Origin of the sequence: Flavobacterium sp. 316 (assembly GCF_000967805.1) — a bacterium.
GTDB lineage: Bacteria > Bacteroidota > Bacteroidia > Flavobacteriales > Flavobacteriaceae > Flavobacterium > Flavobacterium sediminilitoris.
Map to the genome: position 1 here is coordinate 95,007 of NZ_JYGZ01000001.1, position 22,920 is coordinate 117,926.

Genomic DNA, 22,920 nt, shown 5'->3' on the forward strand with positions numbered 1-22,920 from the left:
GTTAAGAAACTAGCAAGTATATTAAGATAAGAATTTACTAATCCAGATGAAAAAACAGTACTAAAAGTATAAAACATAAATACAATAAAAAACGACAAAAAACTATTCCAAAACTTAGTTGTTTTTTTATATTCAAATACAATCAGAAGTAAATTAGAAAGTATTAAAATAGAGCCTATTGTAATGAATATATTTAAATGAAAAATTTGAATATCGGATTCTGTAATCTTCTCAAGTTCATTAAAAATTTTAGTTTGTGTTGCAATAAACAATCTCTTTCCTCCATGTACTAGAAAAAAGATAAAAAAACACCCAAATAAAATAACTCTACTATTAAATTTTAAAATAAAGTGATATGTATTCATGTATCATTTATACTTGAATAACACCTAGATTAAATGGCTTTTCAATAGGCGCATGATTAGCAGCTTCAATTCCCATAGAAATCCAAGTTCTAGTATCTAAAGGATCAATTACAGCATCTGTCCACAAGCGAGCCGCTGCGTAATAAGGAGAAACTTGAGCATCATAACGAGCTTTTATTTTGTCAAACAATTCTTGTTCTACTTTTTCGTCGACTGTTTTACCTTGCTTTTTTAAAGAAGCAGCTTCAATTTGCATTAATACTTTTGCAGCCTGAGCACCACCCATAACAGCTAGTTCTGCACTAGGCCATGCAAAAATTAACCTTGGATCATAAGCTTTTCCACACATAGCATAATTTCCTGCTCCATAAGAATTTCCAACAATTACAGTAAACTTTGGTACTACCGAATTTGAAACGGCATTTACCATTTTGGCACCATCTTTAATAATTCCCCCATGTTCAGATTTACTACCGACCATAAACCCAGTAACATCTTGTAAAAAAACTAATGGAATTTTTTTCTGATTACAATTAGCAATAAAACGAGTAGCTTTATCAGCAGAATCTGAATAAATAACACCACCAAATTGCATTTCACTTGGTTTTGTTTTAGCACTTGTAGTTTTTACAATTTTACGTTGGTTAGCCACAATTCCTACAGCCCAACCATCAATGCGAGCATAACCCGTAATAATAGTTTGACCATAACCTGCTTTGTATTCATCAAATTCAGAATTATCAACTAAACGATTGATAATGTCCATCATATCATATTGTTCGTTTCGAGCTTTCGGAAGAATTCCATAAATCTCTTTAGGCTCTAAAGCCGGTTTTTGTGTTTTTACACGATTGTATCCTGCTTTGTCAAAATCACCTATTTTTCCCACAATACTTTTAATTCTATCTAAAGCATCCTTATCATCTTTTGCCTTAAAATCGGTAACTCCTGAAATTTCACAATGAGTTGTTGCTCCACCAAGAGTTTCATTGTCAATACTTTCGCCAATTGCTGCTTTCACTAAATAGCTTCCTGCAAGGAAAATACTACCTGTTTTATCCACAATTAGAGCTTCATCACTCATAATAGGTAAATAAGCACCACCAGCAACACAACTTCCCATTACGGCTGCAATTTGCGTAATTCCCATACTACTCATTACCGCATTGTTACGAAAAATACGCCCAAAATGTTCTTTGTCTGGAAAAATTTCATCTTGCATAGGTAAATATACACCAGCAGAATCCACTAAATAAATAATAGGCAATCTGTTTTCAATAGCAATTTCTTGTGCTCTTAAATTCTTTTTCCCCGTAATAGGAAACCAAGCACCTGCTTTTACTGTAGCATCATTTGCCACTACAATGCATTGCTTGCCTTGTATGTAGCCTATTTTTACTACTACACCACCAGATGGACAACCACCATGCTCTTCATACATACCATCACCTACAAAAGCTCCAATCTCAATACTCTTTGCCTTTTCATCTAATAAATAATCAATACGTTCACGTGCCGTCATTTTTCCTTCAGTATGAAGTTTATCAATGCGTTTTTGTCCACCACCTAGTTTTACCTGTGCGAAACGTTGTTTTAAATCAGAAAGGAGTAATTTATTGTGATCTTCGTTTTTGTTGAATTGTAAATCCATGAATAGTTTATGGTTTTATAGTTGTTTTCTTTAATTGGTTCGCTAAAGTACAAAAAGTAAAATCAAAAATCAATGTCAAAATCAAAGACAATTTCAAACTTTAACATAAGAATAAATTATGTTTTTACTTTTGAAAAAGAAATCAAAAAATATTTGAGAAATAAGTAAAAAAACATTCAGAAGAATGAGTATCGCAAAATATAAAAAAAGAAAAAGCACCTTATAATATTAATTATAGAGTGCTTTTTCAAATGAATTAAGTAACCTTAATTTTGTATTTATACTTTTCTATTATTGTGCGATCTTGAAAACGAAGCTAAATGCTCTGGATCAATATTTCCATCTAAATCAATTACTTTATTAATGAAAAGCAATTCAATAATTTCCTTAAAATTTTTATTAATAAGCAATGTAGATTCAATCGTAACCTCATTTTTTGGAAATACAATTCTTATATAATCATCATTTAAAAATGAAATAGTATTATTATTATTTATTTCAATGAATATAACTTCTATGGTAGTATCCAATTTAAAAAGAGAAATCTCACTTCCTAACTTTCTTTTATCAAAATTAAAAACACTTTTGCTATCGGCTAATACTTTTCCTCTCTTTAAAATTATTTCTTGCGAATAAAGATTACAACCAATAAGAAATAGCGTAAAGAATAAAAGATAATTTTTTTTCATGGGTTAAATTTTAGTTAATATCAGAATTTCGGAGGGCAAAATTAATCCTTTTTAATAAAAAAGAAGCATTGAAAGAGCTGATTTTAAAATAAATAGAATAATATATAAAAATAAAAAACGAAGAATAATAAAAAAGAGAAAGCAATGAGTAATAATGTTTTAAAATAAAGAGTCAAGAAGTGTAAAAACTATTTAAATTTAGTTAAATAATTGTTTTTTATTTGTTTCTCAATTAAGTTAAAAATTTATAAAAAGAATGTATTTTTATGATTTATTTACAAAAATAACAAGCCAGAAACCTTATTCTTTCCTTGAAACATAAGAAAAATTGGATTTAAAATAGAATTAGTTAAGATGAATCAATATCAATTTAGAAGAGCAACACTTGTCGAAATTCCTCAAATATGGGAAATTTTACAGCAAGCCATACAAAAAAGAAAACAAGAGGGCAGTAACCAATGGCAAGATGGTTACCCAAACCCAGAAGTTATTCAAAAAGATATAGAAAAAGGAGTTGGTTTTATATTGACAGATAATGAAACAATCGTTGGCTACACCGCAATATTACTAAATGACGAACCCGAATATGAAAAAATAATAGGGAAGTGGTTAACAAATACTGATTTTATAGTGTTTCACCGAGTAGCCATTTCTAAAAATCATTTGGGCAAAGGCTTAGCCAAAATAATGATGAATCACATAGAAACATTTGCAGTAGAAAACAATATCTACAGTATAAAAGCCGATACCAACTTTGATAATAATGCCATGATTGCCATTTTTGAAAAATCAGGCTATGTATATTGTGGAGAAGTGCATTTTAGAGGAAGCCCAAGAAGAGCGTATGAAAAAGTTTTAACAAAAACGACTTAAAATAAACTCCCTCTTCTTTAGTAGAAGCGCTAATGCTTCGTGATTTAGATTTAAAATCAATTGGATTTAAAGATTATGAAAACTTTGAGAATAAAAAATAAAACTCAATGAAAGAAAGAATGGTTTTGATTTCAGCAATAATTCTGACTTTAATAGTCGAACTGATTTTAATGGTTTTGGTTTATAATAAAGTTGGTAGTGAAAGAATTCCGTCTCAAATTGTTCGTCTAACTATTCAATTGATTCTGATTACAATGATTTTAACACGGAAATCTAACGTTGCATTATTTTTATTAACAACTTATCACATTGTTTCTAGTCTGTTTGGTTTGTATTCGAAAGGGTCAACCGAATTATTAGGACAAATATTAATTGGTTTTCATTTCATAATTGGAATCATTATATACTTCCACGATTGGATTGAAAACAAGATCGGATTAAAAAACATTGAGTAATAGCCGTTTGTTACAATTGCTAGGCCAGTTCGCACGTAGTGCTCGAGTCTCCGAAAATTCCATGAGGAGTTTTGTACTTGTAATCTTTTATTATAAATTTACGCAACTGTGACAAGTGTCAATGTATTGACCGTCAAGTTAAAAAGAACGTTTTTTTACAAATGACTATATTGATTACAAGCATGCTAAAACTCATATCCAGATAGAAATGAAAGAAATCGTTGAGCTTTCAGACAAGACAATAACCCTTGACAGAAACAAATTTCTGAAAGTAAAAGGTAGTATTGATACAAATATATATTATGTAGAAAGCGGAAGCTTAAGAATTTTTGTGTTAGACGATTATGAAGAACAAACTATTCGATTTGGATATAAAGAAAATTTAATCGTTGCTTTAGACTCTTTTCTCACAGGTAAACCTTCCAATTTATTTATTCAAGCTATTAAAAAGACCATTATAAAAGTAGTAACCAAACAGCAAATTCAAAAATTCTTAGAAACAGAAAATAATAGAAATTTATGGATGCGAATTTTGGAAGATTTAGTTCTTCAACAAATGGAACGAGAAATAGATATTTTAACAAACTCACCAAAAGAACGATATAAAAGAGTTTTAAAGCGAAGCCCACAACTTTTTCAAGAAATTCCAAACAAACATATTGCTAATTATTTAAGAATGAGTGCTGAAACCTTGTCCAGGCTAAAAAAATCTTGATTTCAATCAAGATTTATGGAAAATACTTTTTAGAACTTTGCTTAAAAATCAAAAATTATGCAATCCAAAAATTTAATAGAATCGCTTTTAGAGCAGACAAGACAAATTATAAATCAAACCGAAAAATTAAAAAACTATGATTTACAAATTTTAACGTGGAAAGAAAATGAAAATTCCTGGAGTATTTTAGAATGTTTAGAGCATTTGAACTTATATGGCGATTTTTATTTACCACAAATAGAAAACAAAATAAAAAATTCAACCACTAAAACAGAATTTGAATTTAAAAGTGGAATTTTAGGAAATTACTTTGCAAAAAGTATGTTGCCTAAAGAAAAACTAAACAAAATGAAAACCTTTAAAGATAAAAATCCATTAAACGCTAACCTAGACAAAACGGTTATCGACCAATTTATTAAACAGCAAATCAAGTTGTTGGATTTACTTAATCAATCAAGAAATGTAAGTCTGAACAAGGTGAAAATTCAAACTTCCATCTCAAGTCTAATCAAACTAAAATTGGGAGACACTTTTCAATTTTTTGTCAATCACATAATCAGGCATCTCAACCAAATTGAAAGAATACAAACAGCAATGTTATAGCCTATGCTAGAACAATCGCTTAAATCACAACATACTGAATGTTTTGATAGTAATGATAAAATTATAGCAGATATTGCAAAAGCAACTTATGTCTTTTACACAAACAAAAATGAATAAAACTGTAACTAGTTACAAATAAGACCAACAAATACAACAACAGATAACAAATTATTTTAGTTATGAGAATTATAATCACAATGTTTAGTTTGTTGTTTTATACAACAACTTTTGCACAACAACTTAAATCAAACGACTCTATATACGTAATTCAAGACAGTGTTTTAATTCCAACAAAAAGCGGTATAGATATTTCTGCAGTAGTCGTTCGTAAAAAGACAAATAAAAAACCACTACCCGCAATTTTGTTTTATACAACTTATCATCAAGGAGCAGGAGATAATATTTTCGGAAAACGTTCGGCCGACAAAGACTATGTAGGCATTGTAGCTTATGCTAGAGGCATTCGGACGAATCTGAAAGATTATGCTCCATATGAACATGAAGGAACTGACATTTACGACATTATCGACTGGATAAGCAAACAATCGTGGTGCAATGGCAGTGTAGGAATGTTTGGCGGAAGCTATACCGGTTTTTCACAATGGGCTACTGCTAAAAAACTACACCCTGCACTGAAAACAATTGTTCCACAAGTTGCAGTAATGCCTGGATATGATGCACCAATGGAAAACAATGTCCCTTTTGGAGGAATTTTAGGTTGGGCAAACGACAACATTTACAAGAATAAACCATACAGTAGAGATCTGGTTTTTGATTGGTTCAATTCTGGAGCTTCTTTTAAAAGTTTAGATACTTTGGGCGGACAACCTAATCCTATATTTCAAAAATGGCTTAAGCATCCCGCTTATGACAATTATTGGCAATCAATGGTGCCAACTCCTTCAGAATATGCTAAAATAAATATCCCTGTATTATCAACAACAGGGTACTATGACGGTTCACAAATCGGTGCCATTCAGTATTTCAAACTACATACTAAACATAATAAAAATGCTAATCATTACTTTGTAATAGGACCTTATGATCATTGGGGAGGACAACGTAGACCAGCAAAAAACTTAATGGGTTATGAAATTGACAGTGTGGCTAATGTTAATATGATGAACTTAGCCTACGATTGGCTTGACTATGTACTAAAAGGCAAACCAAAACCTGAACTGTTGAAAGATAAAGTGAATTATCAAGTTATGGGAACAAACGAATGGAAACATAGCTCAAAACTTGAAAAAATTAACAATGATACTTTGACTTTTTACCTTGATAAAACTAATCTAATTTCATCTAAGCCAAAGAAAAAAGGATTTCAAAAACAAACAATAGATTTCAAAGACAGAGAAAATCAAAATAATTATTATACGCCAAGCATTATTTTTGATACCCTCGATGTAAGCAATGGGTTGGTTTTCACAACAGAAACTTTTCAAAATGACGTCACGATTAATGGCTCATTTTCAGGTAATCTTTGGGCTACTATAAATAAAAGAGATATGGACGTTTCAATGGCATTATATGAACTAATGCCAGATGGGAAATACTTTTTCCTTACAAGATACGTCGGTAGAGCAAGTTTTGCAAAAGATAATACTAAAAGGCAGTTATTAAGACCAAACAAGAAAGAAAAAATACCATTTGATAATACCCGTTTCGTGAGTAAGAAAATAAATAAAGGAAGCCAACTTGTAATTTTACTCAACATCAATAAACATCCTTTTGAAATAATCAATTATGGCTCAGGTAAACCTGTATCAGAAGAAACAATTAATGACGCAGGAAAACCACTAGAAATACAGTGGCACAATGATAGTTATATTAAAATTCCTGTATGGAAAGATTAATCAGAAAAATAAAACCCAGTTCTAAATCTGCATTTTCAAAAATATTAATGAGTAAGATAAAATTCAAAAAAATAATATGAATTTCACCGTTTTTTTAGCTGTACTGGTTGGAATAATTTTTCCAACTTACATCCTATGACCTATAAAAGAGTAAATGAAAACATTAAGAAAAACGAAAAATACCGTTTGCTTGATTACAAACAAATGATATTCATATTCTGGGTTTTGACAATTTTGGTTTTAGCCAATTATTTTCTATACAATCAACCAACACTAAATCTATATCCCAAGTTTTCCATAATAAATATTGGACTAGCAATATTGATTTTAGCTTTCGAATATTTCTATAGACATAAAAGCAGGAATTTTAGGTTATAGGGTAAGTGAAGCGACTAAGAATAATGATATAAAAAGCCTGAACTATTAAGAAAGTATTGCCAAAATTGGAGCTGAAGTCCAAAATTTAGGTTTTTGTATTTCTATCCCGCAAAGATATTTTTTTATTTACTTTAAAATCTAACACCTAAAAGTTGAGAAATTTTGAGGTGCATATTATTAATATGGTACTGTTGTTTATAAAATGCGAACAGTAATTTCATGAGAATTGTATCGAAAACTCAAGAACCACAAAAAAACATTCCTTTACGAAAAACTGTAAAATAGATTTTAAAAAGCACCCTATTTTTATCAAAACAAAACCAACCTAATACACTATAAAAAAGTATTTCAACGAACTATTTTACCTTGACTACGTATAAATACGTACAAAAAAACATAAAAAATACGTATTTATACGTATTGCAAGACAAAATAGAATAGTTTAGGTTTGTAAGGAGTAAATCAAACACGCTTTATCATACCTAATTTATCTAAAAATAGATGGCTTTGTGTGATTTTGTTATATATTTAAACTAGTTAGTAATTTTACAAAACAGATTTAAAATAACAGAAACGGAACAATTTTGCCAAATATTAAGAGAACGCTCTGCCGAGAATGTCTTGGCTAGACGACTACTTTTCAGGAGAGACTATATGGACAACTAATATCAGTTTTAAGACAAGAATTAGACTCTTTAGTTCGAGCAGTTTTTCTATTGAGCAAAGACTTGCCTAGAAGGCAACATTTTATATCGCAAACATTGCAAAATACGAAATGGACACTTCCTAACTCAAGGACGGTAGTTACAGACCGAAATATGGTTGACTTAACAGACAGACTTCACGGCTGGACAAATTCAGTTTACAAATTGGGTTGTGCATTTATTCATTTGTCACCAATGGCTGACTACAGAAATTCAAATCCATTCCTACAGCTTGAACAAACGGAAATAGTTAACATAAAGGAACATTTACATAACTATCACGGCTTTCATTTGAATGATGATTTAAATATGGATACTGTTAGTCCTTATTTGTTAATAGTTCTTGACAAAGTGTCGAGCAACTTAGAATGTTATATTAATTGTTTAGAAAATAATCAAGTAAATAGTATTTAAAAATTATAAGGAGAAGAAAACCTCTGCTCCGCAAAATCTCTTGACTTTGAGGTACATATTATCAAAAATTATGTAAAAAAGTTAAATAAAATCTCCAATTTTGTAATATTTTCTTATTATTACCTTTTATATTAACTTTATGACCTCTAAAATAGATGAAACAAATTGAAAACGATTTTATTGAGAGTTGGAATTTAATTGAAAACTTCTATCAAGGATATAATGATGATAAACGTCCATTCAACTGTGATGCGCTTAAATTGATTAAAGAAATGAGAAATTTAGGTCTTGATAAAGACTTAAGGGCTGGTCAATCACTATGGTTTTTATTATTGTCTAGAAATAGAAATCACGGACTAGATAAAGAACCACATTTGCAAATTACTTTCTTAGGTGAAAATAAAATGGTTATCAATTCAAATTTTAACGGTGAAAAAGTAAGTAAAGAAATTGAAGTAAATTATAAAGGATATTTTGAAGATATGATTAATAAATTATTGAAAGAAAAAATAACTTGGAACGACTATGATATCGATCCAGACCCGCTATTAGATTTATTCAATAATGAGTAAGAAAGAAGACTTGTTCTGCTAAAAATCACCCTTATTTTTTATAAAAAAATCACATTTATTCGCTCGGTAGAGGTGTTAATAATTAATTAGGAATTTAAATTATTTTATAATATGATGAAAAATTTTATTTATTTATGTTTTTTATTACATCATGTAAGACATCTTATATTGTTGAATATATAGAGACTGATGTAAATTCGACTTTTGAAAAGAAAATTGATGGAACACCTAATTTTTTTATTATTATAGATAAGTCGTTGGTAAATAATAACATTAGTGTAGAAACAGGTAGTCTATCTGGTACAAATGTAATTTATAATGAAACATTTCAATTGAAAAGAAAAAATGAGTTTTATAAAGTGATTAAAGCAAAAAATACTGAAAATATTTTAATAACAATAAATAAAAAATATTTTCCTATTGAAATTAATAAATACCAGAGATATAGATTTCTATTTATAAAGAAAATGAAAAGATGTATATATTTAACTTATTCTAATGAATTACCTGATACTCTAAACCAGCTCTCTGAAGAGTTCTAATTAAATCCCAGCTCTGCAAAGTCTCCCGACTTTGAGGTATACATTTAAAAAATATGTGAAACAGTTTTGTAAAATCCCCGCTACCGCGAGCATCTTGCTCGTGGACATAAACAATACCCCGATAGTAAAGGTATAACACAAACTGATTCTCAACGCAACAATTGCATTCTGTGCTCACAAAGAGCGTCAAAAAACAGAATACTAAATTGTATTTTGTTTAGATTTGAAAAATATAATCTGTTCCTCAAAATCCCCGCCTTTAAACCACAAACAAAGTAAATCCAGCATAAAAAAAATTACGATTTAGTTTTTTTCGTGTTGAATACATTACTTGTTGTTCTTTAAATTAACCAATTTTAAACATTGCTCATTGACTTCTGGTAATACCCTGTAACATTACCATTTCTTCTTGAGAAAATAAAATCAGTACTTTAAATATTTTACGCTTCTTCACAAGCCACTATATAAATTATATACAATCAAAAACTGTGACAAAATAATTAACTTAAAATTATTTTGTCACAAATTTGTGACAATTCGTATTCGAAGAAAAAAAATTGTCACAGTTTTGTGACAAAACAAAAAAAGGAAAAAAAAATTGTCACAACTTTTTCTAAAAATAAAATTATCTGCCAACAACCGTTTCGTTGCAATTGTGAAGTTTTATTTGTGTTTTAGAATTTCATTTCGTTTGTTTGCCTCACTAGAGTCTTTGAAAATTCCATGAGGAGTTTTGTACTTGTTTTCTTTTGTTTTAAATTTACGCAAGAGCCACAAGAATATAACGGTACTAAAAGTAAAATAACATGGCAATAAATTATTCATTTGGTCTTCCTCTAAAACATAACTTTGCAGAATTCATTTATTACACGGGATTATTCCTTCCACATGAAATAAATAAAATACTCAATTTTTGGGAAGAAGACAAAACCATAAAAGCAACACTTTCTGGAGACGATACCTATAATGACGAATTGCGAAAGAGTTCTGTTATGTTTATAGAAAATACACCCGAAAACGATTGGATTTATAACCGATTAGCAAGTTTAGCAATTAACTGCAATAACGAAAGATACTGGTTTGATTTGTTAGGCTTCCATCAGGAACTACAACTAACAAGATATTCTGAAGGCGATTTTTTTGATTGGCATTTAGATTTTGGTGCAGGAGAAATTTCCGCACGAAAATTAAGCATGACCATTCAGTTATCCGATGAAGACAGCTATGAAGGAGGCGATTTACAGTTTATGATAAACAATAAAATAGAAAATGCACCCCGAAAAAAAGGAACCATAGTCATTTTTCCTTCCTTCATCATGCATCGCGTTACACCCATTACAAAAGGCACACGACAATCTATTGTGGGTTGGGTTTCTGGACCACCTTATAGGTAAACATATATTTTAAATGCTTAAAAAATCTATTCAAAAACCTTACTAAAATGAAGAAGATGAAATCACTTGTAGCAACAATCCTGCTTTTATTGTTTGGGATAAACAGTTTTTCCCAAAACACAGAATTTGGCAAATCGAATAATGGACTCATCTATTCAGATAACACTGTAAAACAATTAAAGTTTATTGTAGATTCGTTAAACTTAAAATTTAAAGTTTGCGAATTCGATAAAATCTATTTATCAAAACCACAAGCAAAGGCTCATTATGTATCATTAGAAGATACGCTAGTAAAAGAAGCAAAAAAAGATATAGAAGCAAATATTTCATTTGATGATTTTATAAAAAAATATATTCAAACTGAAGTAGATAAAGACTTAGTTATTATAAAGTTTAAATATAAAAACTATAAGAAAAAAGAAGTTGTAGAATTAAGTAGTTTAGAGTTCAATGATAATCATGGTTATGAATTTAATTTTTATGAAAATTTAGAAATATATGATGAATCATTAAAAGGGAAATGGGTTTTTAGATATTATGAAAAAAGCGAATATTCTAAAGAATCTATTGATGCATTTTATTTTACGGAAGATTTTACACAACAACCCATACCAGAGCGTTATGCCAGAATGATTCAATATTCAGATTGTATGGTCGATACTACTGCACATGTTTTTTATGAAAAAGCAGAAAAAGGAGGTGTTAGATTCTCAAACAAAGAGCCTTTGAAATCTAAAAATTTTATTGATTACATTAATAAAGCAACAAACAGACCAGAATACAATACTGAATTCAATGAAGAAAGTTATCAAATTTTTTCGGAGAAGTACAAATTATGGGATTCTTTACGTCTTAAGAGAGTAGATAGTTTAAGAGTAATTGATGAAAAATTTGATGTTCTTCTTGGAAAAGCAGTGCAAGAAGTGCTAAAAAAAGGAGGCTCTAATGATGAATTAGAAGAATATGTAGCACTTTATTATTCACCAAAAACAGCACTCGAATTAAAAAGGAATAGAATTGTAATTGGAGGTTGTAGTCAAGATAATAGTCCAAGAATACACGCTGTAAATATTGCTAAATTAGCGGCTGAAACCATAAATTGGGAAATATTCCTTCGATCCCATTTAGACATCATGAACGATAGATTTGACAGAGTAAGTGATGGAAGTTATGCATGGGGAAGAAGGAAAACCTATATAAAAGAGCTAGAAGTCTTAGATATTAATGTTTTAGACTTGCTATTAGGAATAAGTTTACGAGTTGAAAACCCAAGTAAAAATCATTATTATGGAAGTATAGGTAGAATAGGCAGAGCTTTATCTGAAACAGAAAAAGCAAATGAAATAGAAACAAAAATGTTAGAAATGATAGTTGATAATCAACTTGATGATTACAATAGGATTTTAATGTATTATTTGTTTTTAAACTATAACCACAATTTAGAAAACGAAGAAAAACAAACAGTCAATAAAAAGAAATTAATAGAAGCAGTAAATAAATTACCAGAATACCTCGTAACCAAGATAGTTGAAGAATAAAAAATACTGTTAAGGAAGCTTCATTTATATCTAGTAGATAAATTTAGAAATATGAAAGAAATAGACTTTAGTTCAATAAATCAAACAATTAATTGGTGGGAAAAGCATAGACTTCGTTTTAATATAATTTTAGGCGCTTTAGGCATTTTTTCTCTATTGATTATTTTTCCATCCTGTTTTGGTTTAGTAGATTGTATTGGAATTTTCTTTTGGGGCTTCATGGCAAATGTTCTTTATTCTCTAGGAATATTACTTGAAATAATTAACGTATATTATTTAAAATCAAAGTTTAATTTCTTTCAATACAGGCATTTTTTTATCATTATTGGAACAGTTGCCTATAGTTTTGTAACCTTTTTTTATCCTTTTATATACTACATGCATCCCCTTTAATTTTCCTTTCTCTATCTTAGTTGATACGTTAATATACTCTTAAATCCTTTTCTATCCATTCAGATAGAAGTAAATTTGTATATACAAATAAAAAAGATAATGGAAAATACATTAAAAGTACAAATTTGGTCCGACGTAATGTGTCCGTTTTGTTATATAGGAAAAAGAAGAATAGAAGGAGCATTAGCCAATTTTAAACACAAAGACAATGTAGAAATAGAATGGAAAAGTTTCCAATTAGATGCAAGCTTTAAAGCTTCGCCTGATGATAACATTGTAGATCATTTAGCAGTGAAATATGGTAAAAACAAGGCTTGGGCACAAGAAATGGTCGATAATATGACCCAAAATGCTAAAAATTCTGGATTGGATTTTCATTTTGAAAAAGCTATTTTAGCCAATTCACATAATGCACATCGCTTATTACATTTAGCAAAAGCACATAAATTAGGAAACGAACTAAAAGAACAATTGCTAAAAGCTTATTTGACAGATGGTAAAAATGTTGATGATTTAGAAACCTTAAGTACATTAGGACAACAAGTAGGCTTAGAAAAAGAAACTGTTGAAGAAGTTTTACATTCCGATGCTTATTCTGATGAGGTTAAAAACGATATAGCTATGGCACAACAAATAGGAGTACAAGGTGTTCCGTTTTTTGTATTTGATAATAAATATGCCATTTCAGGAGCGCAACCAGAAGAAGTATTCTTACAAACATTAGAAACAACTTGGAAAGAAGGAAATTTTACTTCTAAAGTAACTTTAGTTAATACAACAGAAGGAGATAGTTGCGGAATTGAAGGTTGTAATTAAGTTTTTATTACCATAATTGTTAATTCAAAAAAAAAATCCAAATTCCATTATTTAAAAGGAATTTGGATTTTTTATTTAACCTTGTTTAAAATTGACAAGCAGGATGTGAAGGTAATACACACATGTAATTGCAACAAACATGATTAGGAACTCCACAATCAAAAGAATATTTAGATTCACATTCTCCATAAGAAGAAGCTCCTTTAATAGCCTTTTGTTCCGATTTTGTTAAAACTTTTCCAAACTTTAAAATTTGATTTTTCATGATTTAAAATATTAAAATTAATGTTATAGTGAATTTTTATAGACATTCACTTTTCATGTCTGTTTGTTTATGTTGTAATTTATAAGTACATTTTGAATTATCTAAAAATAGAGATTATTTTATTTAAAATCAATATGTTATTTGAATTATATAAAAAAATCCAAATTCTAAAAAGGATAGAATTTGGATTTTTTTATGATAATTAATTTGAATTGAGAATAAATCTTATTCTTCCTCTTTCTGTCCCATCATCATTAGATAGGCTTTTAAGAATTTATCGATATCTCCATTCATAACTGCATCCACATCGCTAGTTTCTGCACCTGTGCGAACATCTTTGACTAGTTTATAAGGCTGCATCACATAATTACGAATTTGAGAACCCCATTCAATTTTCATTTTACTCGCTTCAATATCGGCTCTTTGCGCTAATTGCTTTTTTAATTCAATTTCATACAACTGCGATTTCAGCATTTGCATCGCACGATTTCTATTATCATGTTGTGAACGGGTTTCCGAACATTGAATTTGAATACCTGTAGGTTTATGAACCAATTGTACTTTGGTCTCCACTTTATTTACATTTTGACCACCAGCACCGCTAGAACGAGCAGTAGTAATCTCAATATCAGCAGGATTAATCTCAATTTCAATCGTATCATCCACTAAAGGATATACATAAACCGAAGCAAAAGAAGTATGACGCTTAGCATTGCTATCAAAAGGAGAAATACGTACTAATCGATGTACACCATTTTCACCTTTTAAATAACCAAAAGCAAAATCACCTTCAAATTCAAGCGTTACGGTTTTAATTCCGGCAACATCTCCTTCTTGAAAATTCAATTCTTTAATTTTGTAGCCTTGTTTTTCACCCCACATTAAATACATTCGCATTAACATGGAAGCCCAGTCACAACTTTCTGTTCCACCAGCACCAGCAGTAATCTGTAATACTGCACTCATACTGTCACCTTCGTCAGAAAGCATGTTTCTAAACTCTATATCTTCAATATGAGCAATGGTTTTAGTATACAATTCATCTACTTCTTCTTCTGAAACATCTCCATCTTTTAGGAAATCTAACATAATTTGAAGCTCTTCTGCCATTTCAAGTCCCTTATTGTAATCTTCTACCCATTTCTTTTTAGAACGGATATCGCGAACAATAATTTGAGCTTCTCTAGCATTGTCCCAAAAACCAGGAGCAAACGTTTTTTCTTCTTCGTTTGTTATTTCGATAGTTTTTCTATCGATGTCAAAGATACCTCCTTAACGCACCAAGGCGATCAATAATATCTTTTACTTGTTCTGTATTAAGCATAAATATTGTAGTTTTACAACACAAAAATAGAACATTCCTTTTGATTTTATGGAAATAAATTTAATTAGTGATACTGTAACAAAACCAACGCCCGCTATGCTTGATGTAATGTTTAAAGCAGAAGTAGGAGACGATGTGTTTAAACAAGATCCAACAGTCAATGAATTAGAACGTTACACTGCTGAAATGTTTGGCAAAGAAGCCGCTTTATTTTTTCCAAGTGGCACAATGGCAAATCAAACAGCTATAAAATTACATACACAACCAGGTGATGAGGTAATTTGTGATAAATGGTCACATATTTTTTTATATGAAGGAGGAGGAGTAGCTGCAAATAGTGGTGTTTCTTGTCATTTAGTAGATGGCGATAGAGGAAAAATAACAGCAGAACAAGTTAAAAACGTAATTAATGATCCAGAATTTTATCATGCACCAACTACTCGTTTAGTAAGCTTAGAAAATACAACCAATAAAGGGGGAGGAGCTTGTTATGAATTTCAAGAATTGCAAAAAATTAAACAAGTTTGTATTGAACATAATCTAAAGTATCATTTAGATGGAGCCCGTTTATGGAATGCATTAGTCGCAAAGCAACAACAACCAAAAGATTTTGGTAGTCTATTTGATACTATTTCGGTATGTTTATCAAAAGGACTAGGAGCTCCAGTAGGATCTGTTTTAGTGGGGAATGCAATCGATATTAAAAAAGCAATTCGTATTCGTAAATTATTTGGAGGAAACATGAGACAATCAGGATATTTAGCAGCAGCAGGACTATATGCTTTGCAAAATAATATAGAAAGATTAGCTCAAGATCATCAAAGAGCAAAAGAATTAGGTAAAGTTTTAGCTTCTAAATCATGGATTGCATCAGTAGAACCAGTAGAAACTAATATTGTTATTTTTACATTACATGCTACAGTTGATGAAAAGCAGTTTATTGAAAAATTAAAACAAAAAAGCATTTTGATTTCTTCAATGGGACAAGGAAAACTTAGAATGGTAACACATATGGATTATAGAAGTGTTATGCATGATTACGTTTTAGATGTTTTGAATAGAATGCAATCTTAAAACATTTTAGGAAACGACATATTTAAAAAGAGAGGCTACAATTTTTGTAGCCTCTCTTTTTTATTTTTTTACTAAAGATTTAAAAACAAAATATAAACCTATTATTACAAAAGGAATACTTAACCATTGCCCAGTTGAGAAAACACCAAGAGCATTTTCAAATCCACCCTGACTTTCTTTTACATATTCAACTAAGAATCGTACAGTCCAAAGAAGCACTAAGAAAGTTCCAAATAATAGTCCTTGCTTGTTTCTAGCATCTGTTTTCCAATACATATAAAATAAGATAGCAAATACAAAAACATAACCAAAAGCTTCGTATAATTGTGCAGGATGTTTAGGAACAACATCGGCTAATACTTGCGAAAACTGAGGATTTGTTTCAATAGCTTTGTAAGCATCTTTAGCATTTCCAATACCTGTTTTTTCGAAAGCCTCTCTAGGAGAATACCAATCTTTAATAAATTTAATTCCAAATGATGAAGAAGTTTGAGTTCCAACAATTTCGGAATTCATAAAATTACCTAAACGAACAAATATGGCACCACTTGCAACTGGAATAACAACTCTATCTAAAACCCAAAGAATTGGTTTTTGTACTACTTTTTTACTATAGAAATACATGACTAAAATAATAGCAATTGCAGCACCATGACTAGCTAGACCCGCAAAACCAGTAAATTCCCATCCGCTTGCAGTTTCTTTTATAGGAAGAAGAATTTCTAATTTATGATCTTTAAAATAATCCCAATCGTAAAAGAAAACATGACCTAAACGCGCACCTACAAGTGTTGCAATTACAGTATATACAAAAAGATTGTCTAGTTTTTCCATTGATAAACCTTCTCTTTTGTATATGTTTTTCATGATATACCATCCTAATCCAAAGGCAACAACAAACATTAAACTATAATAGCGAACCATAAAAAATCCTAAATCTATTCCTTCTGATGGGTTCCAAACCATATTTAATGAGTATTGCATGTTATTGATTTTAGTATTAAGGGTTAAAAATAATTATTATTATTGGTATAGATGTTAAAAAAAAATAAACTTTTAGATTAAAGTAAAAAATGGTTCAAGGTTAATGTTTTTGAATTATTACTTATAAGGTTTAACTCAATGCCCTGCTTTAAGGAACAGGATCATAACCGCTTTTTCCCCAAGGATGGCAACTTAAAATCCTTTTAATAGATAACCAACCACCTTTGAAAATTCCATGTTTTTGTAAAGCTTCAATTGTATAATGTGAACAAGTTGGTTCAAATCTACAAGTTGCAGGTGTATATGGAGAAATAGCCACTTGGTAAAACCGAACCAAGAGGATAAAAGGAAAAGCTAATGTTTTGAATATTTTTTTCAGTTTTGTGTTTTTTACTTATAAATTGTATTAATTAACACTGAATCCAGTTCCTTCTTTACCATCTTTTAACTGTATTCCTAATGCTAATAATTTATCTCGAATTTCATCTGACAAAGCCCAATTTTTATTTGCTCTAGCTTCATTTCTCATTTCAATTAGCATATTCACAACACCATCAAGTTTTGAATTAAGGTTAGAAGTATTAGAATCGTAATTTTCTTCTATTCTAATCCCTAAAACATCAGTTAAAAAGGCATAAATAGTATTGGTCAGTAAATCAATATCAGATTGTGTTAATGATTCTTTCTTATCGTGAACTAAATTAATAAAACGGATACCTTCAAATAACTGTGCTAATAGTATAGGAGTGTTAAAATCATCGTTCATTGCATCATAGCAGCTTTCTCTCCATTTTGTAATGTCTAATGAAGAAGTATCACTTGATTCTAATGATTTAGCTATTTTTAGTCCTTCAACAAAACGATTAAATCCTTTTTCGCTTGCTACCATTGCGGCATTAGAAATATCTAATACACTTCTATAATGTGCTTGTAAAAATGAAAAACGAACAACACTAGGGCTGAATGCTTTCTCAAAAAAATTATTCTTACCTTCTATTAATTCCATTGGCAAAATATAATTACCTGTAGACTTGCTCATTCGCAAACCATTCATAGTAAGCATATTTGTATGCATCCAATAATTAACAGGAGATTCTCCGTTGCATGCTTTTCCTTGTGCTACTTCACATTCATGATGCGGAAATTTTAAATCCATTCCACCTCCGTGTATGTCAAATTTTTCACCTAGATATTTTGTACTCATTGCTGTACATTCTAAATGCCAACCAGGGAATCCTTCTCCCCAAGGAGAGTTCCATCTCATGATATGTGCAGGAGAAGCATTTTTCCACAACGCAAAATCTTGTGGATTTTTCTTTTCACTTTGTCCGTCTAAATCACGTGTATTTGAAAATAGCTCTTCTATATTACGATTGCTTAATTCTCCATAATTTAAACCTCTTTTATTGTATTCTAAAACGTCAAAATAAACAGAACCTTTACTTTCATAAGCAAAACCAGTATTAACTAATTTTTCAATTAATTCAATCTGTTCTATGATATGTCCTGTTGCAGTAGGTTCTATATTTGGAGGAAGAAAATTGAAAAGATTTAAAACATTATGGAAATCTACAGTATATTTCTGAACCACTTCCATAGGTTCTAACTTTTCAAGTCGCGATTGTTTTACAAAACGATCATTATCAACATTGCCATCATCAGTTAAGTGTCCTGCGTCTGTTATGTTTCTTACATATCGAACTTGATAACCAATATGCTTAAGGTATCTGTAGATAACATCAAAACTCATAAAAGTTCTCACATTACCAAGATGTACATTACTATAAACTGTAGGCCCACAAACGTACATTCCTATATGTCCTTCATGGATAGGTTTGAAAGTTTCTTTTTCACCAGTAGAGGTGTTGTAAATTTTTAGGCTTTGGTTTTTATATAATTGCATATTGTTTATTGTTTGTTCTGAAATTTTACACGTTTTTACTTTAAGTATAATTTATAAAAAAGGGAAGTTAATCGCTTTATAAGAAAATTTTAAAATTGTGTATCTAATTTAATATAATCTAAAAATTCTCTTCTTGTTTTGTCTTCTTTAAATTTTCCGCCAAATTCAGCAGTTACAGTACTACTTTCAATATCTTTAATTCCTCTAGAATTTACACATAGATGTTTTGCATCAATAACACACGCTACATCTTCTGTACCTAATACTCTTTGTAATTCTTGAACAATTTGGATAGTTAGGCGTTCTTGTACTTGAGGTCTTTTTGCAAAATAGTCAACAATTCTATTCATTTTAGAAAGTCCTACAACAGTGCCGTTTGAAATATAAGCAACGTGAGCTCTACCTACTATTGGTAATAAATGATGTTCACAAGTTGAATAAACAACAATGTTTTTTTCAACAAGCATTTCGTTGTATTTATATTTATTGTCAAATGTTGAAGAACTTGGTTTTTTATTTGGGTTTAATCCACCAAAAATTTCTTTTACAAACATTTTTGCAACTCTATTTGGTGTTCCTTTTAAACTATCATCTGTAAGATCCATACCAAGTGTTGTCAAGATGTTTTCTACATCTTTTTTTATGCTTTCGATTTTTTCATCATCAGTTAGGTTGAAAGCATCTTCTCTTAGAGGAGTTTCTGCATTTGTTGCAATGTGGTTTTCTCCTATTTCGTCTTGAAAATTATCTGTGTTAATCATTTATAATTGATATGAATTATATGTAATTTTTTTGAAGTGCAAAGATAATTAATTATGTTAAAATAAAAGGAATAATAATAATTATTAGAAAAATATTAGCGTAGAATTAATATTTTGTTAAATTTGTCACTAGCTATTATAAATTAACAATATAATTACAAATAATGAAAAAATACTTAGTTTTTATTTTTATTTTAAGTCTTTCTGCTATGGCGCAAGAGAAGATTTATTATAAAGATTATTTTAATCAAGAGATGCTTAAAGAAGTATACGCTAATCATTACGAAAGTGAATATTTAAATAATATTCATAGAAAAAAGAGTGTTAATAAACTAATTGAAAGAATACAGTTTGTACAAACTCCAAAAGAAAAGGATGAAAAAATTGTATGGTTGTCTTCGGTTCCTCTCTTTAATAAATTTAATAAATCATTAAAAAGAGATTCGAGTTTTGATATTAATACTTTTAATATTTTTAAGTATAATTTGGATTTTTTTACTTCTGGAACTGTTGTGTATAGGATTGATGGCACAGACTGGAAGATAGTTATTAACTCGCAAAATTGATTCTTATGAAAATTAAAATTACATATATATTATTGTTTTTCAGTTCTCTTTTTTGTTATTCCCAAAATTATAATATGTCAAATGCTCCAGTTACTACTTGTACTGGAACATTTTTTGATTCAGGAGGAAATACAGGGGATTACTCTAATAATTCAACTTTTACAAAGACATTCTGTCCATCAACTGCTGGTAGTAGTATTAGGTTTGTTTTTACAAGTTTTAATTTGGAGCAAAATGTAGATGAACTTTTTGTTTATGATGGAGATTCGACGGCTTCTCCGCTTTTAGCTACATATTCAGGAACAAATATTCCTCCGGTTATTCAACCTACAGGAGCTAATACTTCGGGATGTATAACTTTTGTTTTTACATCGGATGCAGTAACTACAGCATCTGGATGGAGTGCAAGTATTTCTTGTGTGACTCCATGTCAAGATATTATTGCTAATTTAGATAGTACAGCACCTACAGCTGATACAGATAATATTATTAAAGTTTGTGTGGGTGAATCAATAGCATTTAATGGTTCTGCAACTTTTTCTACTTCAGGAGTAGGAGCTGTATATACATGGAACTTTGATGATGGAACAACTGCTACAGGACAAAATGTAAATAAAGTATTTGGTGCTCCTGGAATATATCGTGTCAATTTAATAGTTAATGATCCATTAGATTGTAGGAATTCAAATTTTATAAATCAAGTTGTACAGGTTTCTGATGATCCACAAATTTCGTTCTATTCTGTATTTGATGAAACATGTAAAAATGTTCCTTTAGATATAACAGCAAATGTAAGTTATAATACATTTATTTATGATTGTGTTCCACCAGTGAGTGGAGTAACTTTTTTACCAGATGGAAGTGGTGCATCATACGAAACGTCTATTGTCGTTGATTGTTATGATTCTTCAGCAACTTTGACAGATATTAATCAAATTACTGGAATTTGTTTGAATATGGAGCATTCATATATTGGTGATTTAGAAATTAAAATAAAAAGCCCAAATGGTCAAACAGTAATTTTATTACCAACAGATTCATCTGGAGGAGCAAATGGAGCAAATCTTGGAACTTATTTAGGAAATCCTTGGGATGGTGCTACACAAGGTAATGGAGCAGGTACAGGAACAAATTATTGTTTTACTATGTCGGCTTCTTCACTGTTAATTGATGGGGTTTTGACGCCAGGCCTTAATGAAGCTGGGAATTCAATAACTGGCGGTAATTATTTACCTTTTCAGTCTTTTACTAATTTATTAGGCTCTCCTTTGAATGGCGTTTGGACCATTACTGTTACAGATGATCAGATGTCTGACGATGGTTATATTTTTGATTGGGGAATAACATTTGACCCTACACTTTCACCTCCAGACTTATCGTTTACTCCATTTTCATCTTCTGTTTCATGGACTCCCGATCCAACTATAACAAATATCAATGGAAATACAATAACTGTAGAATCAGATACTCCAGGAACATATTGCTATACATATACAGTAGTAAATAATTTTGGATGTATTTCAACAAATGTAAAATGTATAGAAATTTTAGATGCACCTACGATAGTTGAAGATGTACCAGATTTAGAGAGTTGTGATGAAAATTTTGATTTAGAGACTCATATTCCTGAGATTTTGGGATCTTTAGATCCATCAACTTATGATGTTTATTTTTATGCTAGTGAAGCAGATGCTATTGCAGGACTTCCTAGGCTTTATCATATGTTTGTAGATTCTTCACCACCTACAACTATTTACGTTCGAGTTGAAAACTACTTGTTATCATGTCCAGCATTTACAGAGTTTAATTTGGTTACCGTTCCTTGTGGAGCAAATCAACCTGATGATATGTTTGCGTGTGACGATGTTAGTAACGATGGTTTTGAAATTTTTGATTTAACAAGCCAAGACGCTACAGTTTTAGGAATAAACCCCGCTTCAGATTATACGATTACTTATCATACAACACAGTCGGGAGCTGATAATAATACAGATTTAGCATCTCCATTTTCAGCATTTAATGGCACAAATCAGGTGATTTATGTTAGAATGGAAAGTATTGCAGATCCATCTGTTTATTACACAA

General features: G+C 30.1%; 23 protein-coding genes. 15 read left to right on the top strand and 8 right to left on the bottom strand.

Annotated features, from left to right (window positions below; genetic code table 11):
• Positions 1–372: 372 nt before the first annotated feature.
• Positions 373–2,016: an acyl-CoA carboxylase subunit beta gene (locus SY27_RS00435; protein ID WP_045966408.1), complete on the bottom strand. Its 1,644-nt coding sequence runs from the start codon at positions 2,014–2,016 to the stop codon at positions 373–375.
• 278 nt (positions 2,017–2,294) lie between these two features.
• Positions 2,295–2,705, bottom strand: coding sequence for a hypothetical protein (locus SY27_RS00440; RefSeq protein ID WP_045966410.1), 411 nt, complete (start codon positions 2,703–2,705; stop codon positions 2,295–2,297).
• Between the two features lie 354 nt (positions 2,706–3,059).
• Here SY27_RS00440 and SY27_RS00445 point away from each other — a divergent pair, with 354 nt between their 5' ends.
• The 12 genes from SY27_RS00445 (at position 3,060) to SY27_RS00500 (ending at position 13,958) form a co-directional block, all read left to right on the top strand.
• The gene (locus SY27_RS00445) at positions 3,060–3,578 is read left to right on the top strand and encodes a GNAT family N-acetyltransferase (protein WP_045966412.1); all 519 of its coding nucleotides are present in this window, start codon (positions 3,060–3,062) and stop codon (positions 3,576–3,578) included.
• Between the two features lie 107 nt (positions 3,579–3,685).
• The gene (locus SY27_RS00450; protein WP_045966414.1) at positions 3,686–4,033 is read left to right on the top strand and encodes a hypothetical protein; all 348 of its coding nucleotides are present in this window, start codon (positions 3,686–3,688) and stop codon (positions 4,031–4,033) included.
• Between the two features lie 208 nt (positions 4,034–4,241).
• The gene (locus tag SY27_RS00455) at positions 4,242–4,748 is read left to right on the top strand and encodes a Crp/Fnr family transcriptional regulator (RefSeq protein WP_045966415.1); all 507 of its coding nucleotides are present in this window, start codon (positions 4,242–4,244) and stop codon (positions 4,746–4,748) included.
• A gap of 57 nt (positions 4,749–4,805) precedes the next feature.
• Positions 4,806–5,351, top strand: a complete 546-nt coding sequence (locus SY27_RS00460; RefSeq protein ID WP_045966416.1) for a DinB family protein — start codon at positions 4,806–4,808, stop codon at positions 5,349–5,351.
• A 179-nt stretch (positions 5,352–5,530) separates the two neighbouring features.
• Positions 5,531–7,207, top strand: a complete 1,677-nt coding sequence (locus SY27_RS00465) for a CocE/NonD family hydrolase (RefSeq protein WP_045966418.1) — start codon at positions 5,531–5,533, stop codon at positions 7,205–7,207.
• 1,139 nt (positions 7,208–8,346) lie between these two features.
• Positions 8,347–8,703 (top strand): hypothetical protein, encoded by a 357-nt coding sequence (locus SY27_RS18960; RefSeq protein ID WP_200894122.1) that lies wholly within the window; start codon positions 8,347–8,349, stop codon positions 8,701–8,703.
• 155 nt (positions 8,704–8,858) lie between these two features.
• Positions 8,859–9,275 carry a hypothetical protein gene (locus tag SY27_RS00475; RefSeq protein ID WP_045966420.1) on the top strand — a complete coding sequence of 139 codons (417 nt, stop codon included), beginning with the start codon at positions 8,859–8,861 and terminating at the stop codon, positions 9,273–9,275.
• A 134-nt stretch (positions 9,276–9,409) separates the two neighbouring features.
• A complete protein-coding gene (locus SY27_RS00480; protein WP_045966422.1) occupies positions 9,410–9,817 on the top strand; it encodes a hypothetical protein in 408 nt (135 codons plus the stop codon).
• Between the two features lie 806 nt (positions 9,818–10,623).
• Complete coding sequence (locus tag SY27_RS00485; protein WP_045966423.1) at positions 10,624–11,211, top strand: 2OG-Fe(II) oxygenase; 588 nt, start codon at positions 10,624–10,626, stop codon at positions 11,209–11,211.
• A 47-nt stretch (positions 11,212–11,258) separates the two neighbouring features.
• Entirely contained in the window at positions 11,259–12,749 is a 1,491-nt protein-coding gene (locus SY27_RS00490) for a hypothetical protein (protein ID WP_082084273.1), read from the top strand.
• A 51-nt stretch (positions 12,750–12,800) separates the two neighbouring features.
• Entirely contained in the window at positions 12,801–13,142 is a 342-nt protein-coding gene (locus SY27_RS18040; protein ID WP_052705045.1) for a hypothetical protein, read from the top strand.
• Positions 13,143–13,241: 99 nt separating this feature from the next.
• Positions 13,242–13,958, top strand: coding sequence for a DsbA family oxidoreductase (locus SY27_RS00500; protein WP_045966425.1), 717 nt, complete (start codon positions 13,242–13,244; stop codon positions 13,956–13,958).
• 85 nt (positions 13,959–14,043) lie between these two features.
• Here SY27_RS00500 and SY27_RS00505 read toward each other — a convergent pair whose 3' ends face one another.
• Together SY27_RS00505 and prfB are read right to left on the bottom strand one after the other, a co-directional pair.
• Positions 14,044–14,223 (bottom strand): hypothetical protein, encoded by a 180-nt coding sequence (locus SY27_RS00505; RefSeq protein ID WP_045966426.1) that lies wholly within the window; start codon positions 14,221–14,223, stop codon positions 14,044–14,046.
• 225 nt (positions 14,224–14,448) lie between these two features.
• A protein-coding gene (gene prfB / locus SY27_RS00510) for a peptide chain release factor 2 (protein WP_152640664.1) occupies positions 14,449–15,547 on the bottom strand; the annotation gives its coding sequence in 2 pieces (ribosomal slippage) (positions 14,449–15,483 and positions 15,485–15,547; 1,098 coding nt in all).
• Positions 15,548–15,595: 48 nt separating this feature from the next.
• On the opposite strand from prfB, the gene SY27_RS00515 reads away from it, so the two are divergent.
• On the top strand, positions 15,596–16,621 hold the full coding sequence (locus SY27_RS00515) for a low specificity L-threonine aldolase (RefSeq protein WP_045966429.1): 1,026 nt from the start codon (positions 15,596–15,598) through the stop codon (positions 16,619–16,621).
• Positions 16,622–16,681: 60 nt separating this feature from the next.
• On the opposite strand, the gene lgt is transcribed toward SY27_RS00515, so the two are convergent.
• The 4 genes from lgt to folE all read right to left on the bottom strand — a co-directional run bounded on the left by lgt (position 16,682) and on the right by folE (position 20,269).
• Positions 16,682–17,605 carry a prolipoprotein diacylglyceryl transferase gene (gene lgt, locus SY27_RS00520; RefSeq protein ID WP_045966432.1) on the bottom strand — a complete coding sequence of 308 codons (924 nt, stop codon included), beginning with the start codon at positions 17,603–17,605 and terminating at the stop codon, positions 16,682–16,684.
• Between the two features lie 148 nt (positions 17,606–17,753).
• Positions 17,754–17,984, bottom strand: coding sequence for a membrane protein insertion efficiency factor YidD (gene yidD, locus SY27_RS00525; protein WP_045966434.1), 231 nt, complete (start codon positions 17,982–17,984; stop codon positions 17,754–17,756).
• Positions 17,985–18,011: 27 nt separating this feature from the next.
• A complete protein-coding gene (gene cysS / locus SY27_RS00530) occupies positions 18,012–19,508 on the bottom strand; it encodes a cysteine--tRNA ligase (protein ID WP_045966436.1) in 1,497 nt (498 codons plus the stop codon).
• Positions 19,509–19,597: 89 nt separating this feature from the next.
• Positions 19,598–20,269 carry a GTP cyclohydrolase I FolE gene (gene folE, locus SY27_RS00535; protein ID WP_045966438.1) on the bottom strand — a complete coding sequence of 224 codons (672 nt, stop codon included), beginning with the start codon at positions 20,267–20,269 and terminating at the stop codon, positions 19,598–19,600.
• Between the two features lie 164 nt (positions 20,270–20,433).
• Here folE and SY27_RS00540 point away from each other — a divergent pair, with 164 nt between their 5' ends.
• Together SY27_RS00540 and SY27_RS18745 are read left to right on the top strand one after the other, a co-directional pair.
• Positions 20,434–20,835 (top strand): hypothetical protein, encoded by a 402-nt coding sequence (locus tag SY27_RS00540; RefSeq protein WP_152640665.1) that lies wholly within the window; start codon positions 20,434–20,436, stop codon positions 20,833–20,835.
• 5 nt (positions 20,836–20,840) lie between these two features.
• The coding region (locus SY27_RS18745) for a PKD domain-containing protein (protein ID WP_161794105.1) at positions 20,841–22,920 on the top strand (2,080 nt) is incomplete at its 3' end.

Coding starts and splice junctions, on each gene's coding strand:
- SY27_RS00435 (WP_045966408.1), bottom strand. CDS start 2,016: ATGGATTTACAATTCAACAAAAACGAAGATCACAATAAATTACTCCTT.
- SY27_RS00440 (WP_045966410.1), bottom strand. CDS start 2,705: ATGAAAAAAAATTATCTTTTATTCTTTACGCTATTTCTTATTGGTTGT.
- SY27_RS00445 (WP_045966412.1), top strand. CDS start 3,060: ATGAATCAATATCAATTTAGAAGAGCAACACTTGTCGAAATTCCTCAA.
- SY27_RS00450 (WP_045966414.1), top strand. CDS start 3,686: ATGAAAGAAAGAATGGTTTTGATTTCAGCAATAATTCTGACTTTAATA.
- SY27_RS00455 (WP_045966415.1), top strand. CDS start 4,242: ATGAAAGAAATCGTTGAGCTTTCAGACAAGACAATAACCCTTGACAGA.
- SY27_RS00460 (WP_045966416.1), top strand. CDS start 4,806: ATGCAATCCAAAAATTTAATAGAATCGCTTTTAGAGCAGACAAGACAA.
- SY27_RS00465 (WP_045966418.1), top strand. CDS start 5,531: ATGAGAATTATAATCACAATGTTTAGTTTGTTGTTTTATACAACAACT.
- SY27_RS00475 (WP_045966420.1), top strand. CDS start 8,859: ATGAAACAAATTGAAAACGATTTTATTGAGAGTTGGAATTTAATTGAA.
- SY27_RS00480 (WP_045966422.1), top strand. CDS start 9,410: ATGTTTTTTATTACATCATGTAAGACATCTTATATTGTTGAATATATA.
- SY27_RS00485 (WP_045966423.1), top strand. CDS start 10,624: ATGGCAATAAATTATTCATTTGGTCTTCCTCTAAAACATAACTTTGCA.
- SY27_RS00490 (WP_082084273.1), top strand. CDS start 11,259: ATGAAGAAGATGAAATCACTTGTAGCAACAATCCTGCTTTTATTGTTT.
- SY27_RS18040 (WP_052705045.1), top strand. CDS start 12,801: ATGAAAGAAATAGACTTTAGTTCAATAAATCAAACAATTAATTGGTGG.
- SY27_RS00500 (WP_045966425.1), top strand. CDS start 13,242: ATGGAAAATACATTAAAAGTACAAATTTGGTCCGACGTAATGTGTCCG.
- SY27_RS00505 (WP_045966426.1), bottom strand. CDS start 14,223: ATGAAAAATCAAATTTTAAAGTTTGGAAAAGTTTTAACAAAATCGGAA.
- SY27_RS00515 (WP_045966429.1), top strand. CDS start 15,596: ATGGAAATAAATTTAATTAGTGATACTGTAACAAAACCAACGCCCGCT.
- lgt (WP_045966432.1), bottom strand. CDS start 17,605: ATGCAATACTCATTAAATATGGTTTGGAACCCATCAGAAGGAATAGAT.
- cysS (WP_045966436.1), bottom strand. CDS start 19,508: ATGCAATTATATAAAAACCAAAGCCTAAAAATTTACAACACCTCTACT.
- folE (WP_045966438.1), bottom strand. CDS start 20,269: ATGATTAACACAGATAATTTTCAAGACGAAATAGGAGAAAACCACATT.
- SY27_RS00540 (WP_152640665.1), top strand. CDS start 20,434: ATGAAAAAATACTTAGTTTTTATTTTTATTTTAAGTCTTTCTGCTATG.